The sequence below is a fragment of the Siminovitchia terrae genome (assembly GCF_003605405.2).
In the GTDB taxonomy this organism is placed as follows: Bacteria; Bacillota; Bacilli; order Bacillales; family Bacillaceae_C; genus Siminovitchia; species Siminovitchia terrae.
Window position 1 is genome coordinate 62,541 of the sequence record NZ_QYTW02000028.1, and the last position, 9,101, is coordinate 71,641.

Below are 9,101 nucleotides of genomic sequence, written 5' to 3' on the forward strand. Positions count from 1 at the left end.
AAAAAACCTTTGGATAGACTTCACTTTTTGGTATATAATTGGGTAGTAAAAAACTATCATATTAAGGGATGACTGGCATGAGCATTATTTTTTCTACTGTGGCCGCTCTTTGCATGGGGGTTCTAGCCATTTTTGTACGCATGAAAGCATCTCAGAAACCAGTATCTCCTAAGAAAATTCTTCTACCGCCAGTTTTTATGAGTACAGGAGCTTTAATGTTCCTTCATCCTTATTTCCGTGTGACTGCGACGGAAGTTTTGGAGGCTGTGATTGTCGGTATGCTGTTTTCCATTCTGCTTATAAAAACTTCCAAGTTTGAGCTCCGGGAAGAGGCCATTTACCTAAAACGTTCAAAAGCATTTGGAGTCATATTGATTGGTCTTTTGCTTATTCGTTTGCTGTTCAAGTCCTTTCTCAGTCAATCGGTTGATGTAGGGGAGTTAAGCGGAATGTTTTGGATATTGGCGTTTGGCATGATTGTCCCTTGGCGTCTGACCATGTATTTTCAATATAAAAAGCTGAGTTTAAAATTGAATCAGAACCAATCAGTGTCCATTTGATCCACTATGAAAATCCCCTGAAGGGGATTTTTTTTAACTCTTAAAAAGTTGGCTTACTATGAGAATTAGAGAGATTACACCTGTAAGATGCAGGGGAGCTTCCTAGAATTGGTACAGCGTGTGAATAAGGAATTATATGCTCATTGAACCAGGTAAAAGGAACATCACCTGAATCAACAACGCAAAACATTAGTACTAATGGGGCATGATGGACATTCGACATTTCTTGTTGCAGAAAATATGGATAAAGAACTAGTGGGCTATCAGGCAGCTTTCGGTAGTAATGCCAGAAGGACCAAACAGCTTATCTAGTATAGGTATTATCAAAGTTTGCCAAGGGCAAGGGATTGAGACGAAGCTTTTTCAGAAGATGAAACGTGGGCGATAAATCAGGGGTTCGTCCATTTGGAATTGACGGTTTTTTTGTCAAATCTAGCTGCAATAGCTCTACATAAAAAATGGGTTTTGAGATTGAGGAGACGAAAAAACTTCGATTATGATTGACGAGATCCCATAATCAACTCGTGATGTCCAAATTGCTATAGATTGTCCCCTGATATATAGCCAAGAAATGCAAGCAGAATGCCTCCGAAATAGCTGAGAAGCATGTAAGCTAGCGCCGGCTTCCATTTCTTTTCTTGAAATTGACGAATCATCTCAACTTTAAACGTAGAGAAGGTTGTATAGGAGCCTAGAAAACCTACACCGATGAATAAGGCCCATTTTGTTGGAGGCATAATCCCCATTAAGAAACCAAGCACAAAAGATCCGGTCAGGTTGACAAAAAAAGTGGCGGAAGGAAAAGTGCCTTTTATTAGGGGGATTTTATTTGCAATAAAATATCTAGTAATCGCTCCAAAAAAGCCGCCAATAGCAATGAGCAGGATATTCAACCGTTCGACACCACCTTTTCTGATCTTTTTTGACCAAGATAAAAACCGCTTCCAGCGAGCAGCAAGCCCACTCCAGCACTCAACAGCACATATAAACCTGCCATATAAATCGAGGAATCTTCATACAATCGAACTGTTTCTACACTGAAGGTCGAAAACGTTGTCAATGAACCGATCAAACCGGTTCCTAAACCGAGCATGATCGGCTTGGGGATCATTTCCTTTTTTTCATTCAGCCCGGTCAACAGTCCCAGAAAAAAACAGCCGAGAATGTTTGCTATGAAGGTACCGTAAGGGAAAGCAGCGGTTCCAATATTCATTGTGCCTAGGCTAATCATATAACGGATAACGCTGCCTGCCATCCCGCCAAGGCCAACAGCCAAATAATTCATCAAGAATCACCCTCCAATGACGAAGGCTTCCGTGAATTGGAAGCCTCAGAATAGATGTTCGTAAGGAGAAATATCAATATTCAATTCATCCATTTTTTGGCGCAAGAATTTATGATCACGCTTCGGCGTGGCCAGTATATACCCCCTGATAATGGTATCAAGATCCAGACGCTTTACTTTTTTCTCCAGTGCAACTTCCCCGATTTTGCCGGCGATTTTATGCCTTGCCACATCTCTGAACAGCTCAGGTACTGGGCTGACCAGTTCATCAAGCAGCTTGTTTTGTTCGTCTGTCCAAAGGCTTTTTGTCTCCTCGACATAATACTCTTCCCAGTCCATATCCGATTTTCCATCTTCTTTTGGAAGGCGTTTTAAAAACTTTCGAAACATGAAAAAACCGCCGATTCCGAACAGGGTAATTAATACGACCACCCAAAAAAGAATAAATATTAAAAACCAACCTTCGAGCATTTCTTTCCCTCCTGATAATCGGCCTTTCGCCATACTAACATTATAGCCAATTGAAAAAGCAGGTGACAAGCTGTTGCCCTTTAAAATCAACATTTTAACTTCATTCAGCAGAAATCTCCCACTTCTATAAGTGGTGAGATGAATGCATATTGGTATTTCATTAAGTGGGGGTTCAAACCCCGGCTGAATAAAGTTAAAGCCTCCGGCGGATGCCACAGATTTCAGAAGAAATTTATCGAGCGAAGCTCGATAAAATCTGGGCGCAAATACGCCAAAGTGCATTTGATATCTTCAGGGTGTCCTTCCTGCATCTATTTCTGTATATGGAATGTGAAAGGAGGTGATACACTTGGCAAACGCTTTTTTGAAATCAACAAGGTTAAGGCTGGTATTTGAAATCTTTACTGAGGGGATGGACAAGCCGGTTTATAAAAGCAAAACATTTAACAATGTCCATCGTGATGCTAATGCTGCTCAGTTATACCAGGCTGCCCAAGTGATTGGCGCGTTATCGAAACATCCGGTCTGGGCGATTGAACGCAATGACAGCTTTGATATCGATGCAGAATGACAAGAAATGGAGGAAGGAGGTGCAAATATTGAAAACACTGGAATTGCATTTTGTTACGGGAGGCGGCAAGACAGCAAGGCTTACGATTGAGCAACCACAGGAACCGATACACCCGAAAGATGTGAAAAATGCCATGCAATCAATTATTGACTCAGGAGTATTTATTGACAGTGAAGGAAACACATATGAAGAAATGAAAGCGGCTCGGCTTGTCGAACGTACGGTTACCGAATATTCATTGGATTAAGTGAATGAGGCTTGGCTCAGGCCAAGCCTTTAACTTCATTCAGCAGAATTCTCCCATTTCTGTAAGTGGTGAGATGAATGCCTATTGTTATTCCATTCAGTGGGGATTCAAACCCCGGCTGAATAAAGTCAAAGCCTCCGGCGGATGCCACAGATTTTTAGAGGAAATTTATCGAGCGGAACTCGATAAAATCTGGGCGCAAATACGCCAAGGCGCATTTGATAGTCGATCAGATCCTTTCTGCTCGGCTTTTTTCTTGTTTTTAAGAGGTTAATGACCATCATTTGCTATAATAGTAGATATTTAGAGGAAATAGGGTGATGAGGGTGAAAATCATTCATACTGCCGATTGGCATTTGGGCAAGCTTGTTCACGGCATCTATATGACAGAACAGCAAGAAGCGGTCCTTGAACAATTTATCGAACTCGTTGCTGAGGAAAAACCCGATGCTGTCATCATTGCCGGTGATCTATATGACCGCTCTGTGCCTCCAGTGGAAGCCGTACAGCTTCTTGAAAAAGTGTTGTTTAGAATCAATGTGGAGCTGAAGACTCCGGTTCTTGCCATTTCTGGAAACCATGACAGCGCAGAACGTCTGGCGTTCGGATCCTCTTGGTACCGCCACAGCGGCTTTTATCTGAATGGAAAGCTGTCCGATTGTTTTGAGCCCATTCGGATTGATGGTGTTCATTTTTATCTTGTTCCTTATGCAGAACCTGGTGTTGTTCGGGAGGTATTTCAAGATCCAGGCATTCATTCACACCATGACGCGATGAGCAGGGTTACTTGGGAAATCGAGAAAACAATGGATGCAGATGCTGCTAACATTCTTGTAGGACATGCCTTTGTAACAGGTGGAAAAACGACTGATTCGGAACGGATATTATCTGTCGGAGGTTCCGGCAGTGTTGATTCAGATTGCTTCAGCCCTTTTGCATATACTGCACTAGGCCACCTGCATAGTCCAGATGCCATTAGACATGAGACGCTCCGCTACTCCGGTTCGCTTTTAAAATATTCTTTTTCAGAAGCCAAACAGCGAAAAAGCATTTCAATTATAGAAATTGATGCAAGCGGACAATTGACAATTAATGAAAAGTCACTGATACCGCGTCAGGATATGAGAGAGATTTCAGGATACATAGATGAATTGCTTGATCCGGCATTTTATACAAATCAAAAGCTGGATGATTTTTTGAAAGTGACTCTTTTGGATGAAGGGGCATTGATTGATCCGATCAATAAACTGCGGGCTGTTTACCCGAACATCTTGCATTTGGAAAGAAAAATAGAATCGGTTGACCTGAAGAAAAGACAGGCACTTCGTTCTATTCAAAGCGAAAGAAAAACGGAACTGGACCTTTTTTCTGAGTTTTATAAGGAAATGACAACGAGTGAATTTACCGAACAAAAGCGGGAGCTGATGGAAGAGGTAATCGATAGTGTCCGTAAGGAGGTGCTCCTTGTATGAGGCCGCTTAAATTGGAAATGCAGGCGTTCGGCCCTTATGCAGGGATAGAGATCATTGACTTCACTCAATTGGAAAGCCGGACAATGTTTGTCATTTCTGGAAAAACGGGCGCTGGAAAAACGTCTATCTTTGATGGAATCAGCTTTGCTATCTACGGCAAAGCAAGCGGAGAGGACCGGAATGGCGCAGATTTGCGCAGTCATTTTGCCAAGGATGATCTTCTTACGGAAGTGTCTTTGACATTTCAATTGAGGGATAAGATTTATTACATTTGCCGATCCCCTCAGCAGGAAAGGAAAAAGGCGCGGGGGGATGGCTATACAACGGTCAATGCAAAAGCAGAGCTGTACTTGGTTGATGAGTCTGGCGCTAAAAAGCTGCTGGCGGCAAACGTAAGGGATACGGAGGAAAAAATCAAAGAAATCATTCAGCTTGACGCAAACCAGTTCAGACAGATTTTAATGATTCCTCAAGGGGATTTCCGGAAGTTGCTGACATCTGACAGTAAAGAGAAAGAAGTCATTCTACAGCGGCTATTCCATACTGAGCAATATAAAAAAATAGAAGTAATGCTTAAAGATAAGGCTGGATTGCTTAAAAATGAGGTGGAGGGCGGTATCAATCAAAGGAGCCAAAAGCTGAGGGACATTTTTACGAATGGAAATGATGAGATAGAATCAGCCCTTGCCGAACCTGTACCTAGTGATACAATCATCCTCCCACTGCTGCAAAAGATCACAGGGGAAATGAGTCAAAGATTGGCCGAGCTTGAGAAGGAAATAGAAATCAGGCAAAAACAACGTGATGAGGCAAAAAGAAAGGTAGATGAAGCGGAAAATATTTTGAATGAAATGAATAACCGCAGTGCCTTAGAAAAGCAGAAAGCCTTGTTGGATGAAAAAAAATCGTCCATCGATGAAAAAAGGAAAGCTGTAGATCTTGCCAGACGCGCAGGCAATCTGGCTCACCAGGAGAATATATGCCAGCGGTTAAAAAAAGAGATTGACGACAAAGCCTCAAGGAAAAGAAAGGTAGAAGAAGACTTAGCTTTTACTAAAAAGGAGAAAATAACCGCAGATGAAAATCTGAAAAGAGAAGAAGACAGAAGAGGCAAAAGGGAAGAACTGCATGCGGAAATGTCCAGACTGGAAAGCTTGCGAGAGGATGTTCTTTCGTTTTCCAGCCGAAAAGCAGATATTCAACGCTTGGAACTAGAGGCGAAAGATTATCGTAAAAAGCTGAATGAACAAAAGGAAAAAGCGACTGAATGGAGAGAATTGGTTGAGAAACAGCAGGATGAACTGAACAAGCTAAGACAACTCCAGGATAAAAATATTACTTTAAAAGAGGAAAAGCTCCGCATTGAACAAGCCATTGATCATCTTCATCAACTGGCGGTTTCAATAGAAAAAGAGAAAACTGCAAATAAATTGTCTGTACAGCGGGAAAAAGAACTGCAGCTCGCAAATGCAAAAACTAAGGACGCGTTGGAAACACTCAAGCATATCGAAGAAAAATGGTTGTCGGGACACGCGGCCATTTTGGCTGGTAAGCTGGAAAACGGCTGCCCATGTCCTGTTTGCGGTTCAGCTGAACACCCGTCGCCGGCCCATGCATCAGGAGATTATGTGAGCGAAGAAGATTTTGAATCAGCAAAAAAGGATGCACGCATAATAGAAGAGCAGTTGGCTGAAATTCGCCAAGAGTGGATGAAGGCTAAAGCGGATGTGGAGCTATGTGAGAAAACAGTATTTGAAAAGCTTGATGCAACAAAAGCGCTGCTGATGGACGTAAATCTGGAGGACGCGACTCTCCATTTGCAAAAGCTTCAAAAGAAGCAACAAGAGTTATCCATAGAGCTGAAAAGCAATGAAATGAAAACAAGTAAAATTCCCGAAAAAGATACCAAAATAACACAGCTTTCTCAGGGTCTAAAAGATTTGTCTGCAAAAATGGACGAAACCTCAGAGAAAGAACGGGAAACAGTCCATCAATATGTGGAAATAAAAGCAGCTCTTCAAAGCCTTGCTCTCAACCTTCCTGAAGGCATAGAAACGAAGGAACAATACGAAAGTAGATTGTCGGTTTTACAGAAAGAAATCAAACAACTGGATGATATATATAAACAGGCTCAGGATGTCTGTTCCAAACTGAATGAACAACTGGCAGCTCAAAAAATGGCCTTGCAGAACATGGAGGAAGAAATTGAAGAGCTTAATAACTCATTAAATACTGAGCGGGAAAAGTTTTTACATCAGCTCCATCAAGAAGGATTTACTACTTACGGTGAATATGCTGAGTCCAAAAAAGATTCCGCTTGGATTCAAACTACTGAAGAAGAGATCAAGGCTTATGGTGAAGAATACCGCTCCGTTACAGATCGTCTAAAAGATTATGAAGAGCGTTTAAAAGGAATTGAGCGGCCGGATTTGGAAAAGTTGAATGAGGAATTCGGGGAGCAGGAGAAAATGCTTTTGTCCATGAGTGCTCAGTTCTCCAATTTGAAGATGAACATAAATAAAAACGAAGATATCCAATTGGATGTTCAGCAGTTGAATCTGCAGATTAAAGAATTGGAGAAACAATATGAACTCATTGGACACTTATCTGATATAACGAGAGGGCAGAATACATACAAGCTTACATTTGAAAGATTTGTATTAGCCTCGTTTTTGGATGATATTCTAGCAGCAGCCAACGGAAGGCTGTTAAAAATGACAAGTGGGCGCTACCAGCTTTTAAGAAAGAAAGAACGTTCGAAGGGGAATGTTCAAAGCGGGTTGGAGCTGCTTGTATTTGACCAATATACTGGCCAGGAACGCCACGTCAAAACCTTATCAGGCGGAGAAAGCTTTAAGGCGGCGCTTTCGCTTGCGCTTGGATTATCGGATGTCGTGCAGGAGCATGCAGGGGGCGTCTCGCTTGAAACGATGTTCATCGATGAAGGGTTTGGCACTTTAGACTCCGAATCATTGGATCAGGCCATTGAGGCGTTAATGGAAATCCAGAGCAGCGGAAGGCTTGTAGGCATCATTTCACACGTTCCGGAATTGAAAGAGCGGATTGATGCCCGTTTGGAAGTGTTCGCTGGCCAGAGTGGAAGCAGTACTGAATTTGTATTTTTATCATGAGTAGGAGGTGCAGCCCTCTTGGAGAAGACGTTTTATATTGCCACACAAGCATTTGGCTGGTTCATATCCATCAGTTTGGCAGTCTTCGGCGTATTTGCCTTTAAACTGAAGTATCCATTCATTGGAATCCTATTGATTCTAATATTTCTTGCTTCTTGTGTCGTCAATTATTTATTCAGGAAAAAGTGGAAGGAAACGTTATGATAGGAAAAATAAATCCTGTTCAGGTGAAAGCGTGCGGTAAATAGCTTAATTCTTCCAATTGCTATTGATGGCTCTTCAATCGGCTGGCATGAAGACGGTATTCGACCGGACTCATGCCGGCCGATTTTTGCTTGATACGCAACGAATATAGTAATCAATTTATTCTTCTGCTTTCTTTTCTAGTCTTCAAATGGGCGGAAGGCTTTCCATAATATACCTCTTGTTTCAGTAGGACGACCAACATATTCAGGTGAAAATCGAGATGGAAAGTATTACAGTATAGAGTTACTACTTTCGTATTTTAGGATAAAGTTAAAAACTTTACATTTTGTCTAATAGCGGGAACTAATAATCTGAATATTATTAACAATATGTCTAATGAAAACGCTTCAAATAAATAATACAATATTAGTAAGAAATGAAACTTATTGTTAAACCTCATAAATACTGTATAGAAAGATTTACTGCAAAATATTTTTAAAAACATGTTGAATATTTCACTGATGCAGAGCTATTGTCACGGACAAATTGATCCACCATTGATCCTGCTAATTTGTCCGTGTAGTGGATTATTGCAGATTAATTAAAAGAAAAGCCTAGAGACTCAAGTGCGACAAATCGATTCTAAGCATTCACTGGGGAGGCCTAGCCCCCTTCCACCGAGGGCGCCGCAGTTAATGACACGCAACATCGCTTTGACTTGCTCCAACATCGTGACAGGTTCTCATTTTATCATTTCCTGACAGAAGACTCCCACTTCAAAGAATATAAAGGGCGGAGCCCAATGAGTAAGTGGGAGATGAATGTCAGTTGGTGATAGCCGAAACTGGTATCATTATGATAAAGCGGAAACAAATGTTCTCGTTGTTAGGTGAAATGAATGTTAGTCAACAAAGCGTACAAATTTCGCATATATCCAAACAAAAAACAAGAAATCCTCATTGCTAAAACAATGGGCTGTTCACTTTTCGTATTCAATCATTTTTTAGCAAAGTGGAAGGATGCCTACAAGGAAACAGGCAAAGGATTAACCTACAATTCTTGCTCTGCTGAATTACCACAACTAAAAAAGGAATTAGTATGGTTAACAGCACTGCGATTCAATCTTCACTTAAAAATCTTGCTGATTCGTATTCGCGATTTTTCAAGAAACAAAACAG

11 protein-coding genes and 1 pseudogene are annotated in these 9,101 nt (G+C 41.3%); 9 read left to right on the forward strand and 3 right to left on the reverse strand.

What is annotated here, in order from left to right; genetic code table 11:
• Nucleotides 1-68 precede the first annotated feature (68 nt).
• Nucleotides 69-560, forward strand: coding sequence for a CcdC family protein (locus D5F11_RS20915; protein ID WP_120118748.1), 492 nt, complete (start codon nucleotides 69-71; stop codon nucleotides 558-560).
• Between the two features lie 539 nt (nucleotides 561-1,099).
• Here D5F11_RS20915 and crcB (D5F11_RS20920) read toward each other — a convergent pair.
• From crcB (D5F11_RS20920) to D5F11_RS20930, 3 genes are read right to left on the reverse strand one after another with little or no spacing between them, the layout of a single operon-like run.
• A complete protein-coding gene (gene crcB, locus D5F11_RS20920; protein ID WP_120118747.1) occupies nucleotides 1,100-1,453 on the reverse strand; it encodes a fluoride efflux transporter CrcB in 354 nt (117 codons plus the stop codon).
• Complete coding sequence (gene crcB / locus D5F11_RS20925) at nucleotides 1,450-1,845, reverse strand: fluoride efflux transporter CrcB (RefSeq protein ID WP_120118746.1); 396 nt, start codon at nucleotides 1,843-1,845, stop codon at nucleotides 1,450-1,452. The genes crcB (D5F11_RS20920) and crcB (D5F11_RS20925) overlap by 4 nt, the downstream gene beginning before the upstream one ends.
• 45 nt (nucleotides 1,846-1,890) lie before the next feature.
• Entirely contained in the window at nucleotides 1,891-2,316 is a 426-nt protein-coding gene (locus tag D5F11_RS20930) for a DUF2621 domain-containing protein (RefSeq protein WP_120118790.1), read from the reverse strand.
• Between the two features lie 138 nt (nucleotides 2,317-2,454).
• Here D5F11_RS20930 and D5F11_RS20935 point away from each other — a divergent pair, with 138 nt between their 5' ends.
• The 8 genes and pseudogenes from D5F11_RS20935 to D5F11_RS20970 all read left to right on the forward strand — a co-directional run.
• Nucleotides 2,455-2,712, forward strand: coding sequence for a hypothetical protein (locus D5F11_RS20935; protein ID WP_126646649.1), 258 nt, complete (start codon nucleotides 2,455-2,457; stop codon nucleotides 2,710-2,712).
• Nucleotides 2,666-2,887, forward strand: coding sequence for a DUF1659 domain-containing protein (locus D5F11_RS20940; protein ID WP_120118745.1), 222 nt, complete (start codon nucleotides 2,666-2,668; stop codon nucleotides 2,885-2,887). Before D5F11_RS20935 ends, D5F11_RS20940 begins: the two co-directional genes overlap by 47 nt.
• A gap of 19 nt (nucleotides 2,888-2,906) precedes the next feature.
• On the forward strand, nucleotides 2,907-3,134 hold the full coding sequence (locus tag D5F11_RS20945) for a DUF2922 domain-containing protein (protein WP_244861964.1): 228 nt from the start codon (nucleotides 2,907-2,909) through the stop codon (nucleotides 3,132-3,134).
• A gap of 73 nt (nucleotides 3,135-3,207) precedes the next feature.
• Complete coding sequence (locus D5F11_RS20950) at nucleotides 3,208-3,408, forward strand: hypothetical protein (protein ID WP_126646650.1); 201 nt, start codon at nucleotides 3,208-3,210, stop codon at nucleotides 3,406-3,408.
• A gap of 52 nt (nucleotides 3,409-3,460) precedes the next feature.
• Nucleotides 3,461-4,606, forward strand: coding sequence for an exonuclease SbcCD subunit D (locus D5F11_RS20955; RefSeq protein ID WP_185830831.1), 1,146 nt, complete (start codon nucleotides 3,461-3,463; stop codon nucleotides 4,604-4,606).
• A complete protein-coding gene (locus D5F11_RS20960; protein ID WP_120118741.1) occupies nucleotides 4,603-7,737 on the forward strand; it encodes an AAA family ATPase in 3,135 nt (1,044 codons plus the stop codon). Before D5F11_RS20955 ends, D5F11_RS20960 begins: the two co-directional genes overlap by 4 nt.
• Nucleotides 7,738-7,755: 18 nt before the next feature.
• Nucleotides 7,756-7,941, forward strand: a complete 186-nt coding sequence (locus D5F11_RS20965) for a hypothetical protein (protein WP_120118740.1) — start codon at nucleotides 7,756-7,758, stop codon at nucleotides 7,939-7,941.
• 880 nt (nucleotides 7,942-8,821) lie between these two features.
• A pseudogene (locus D5F11_RS20970) lies at nucleotides 8,822-9,101 on the forward strand (helix-turn-helix domain-containing protein); the annotation flags it as partial.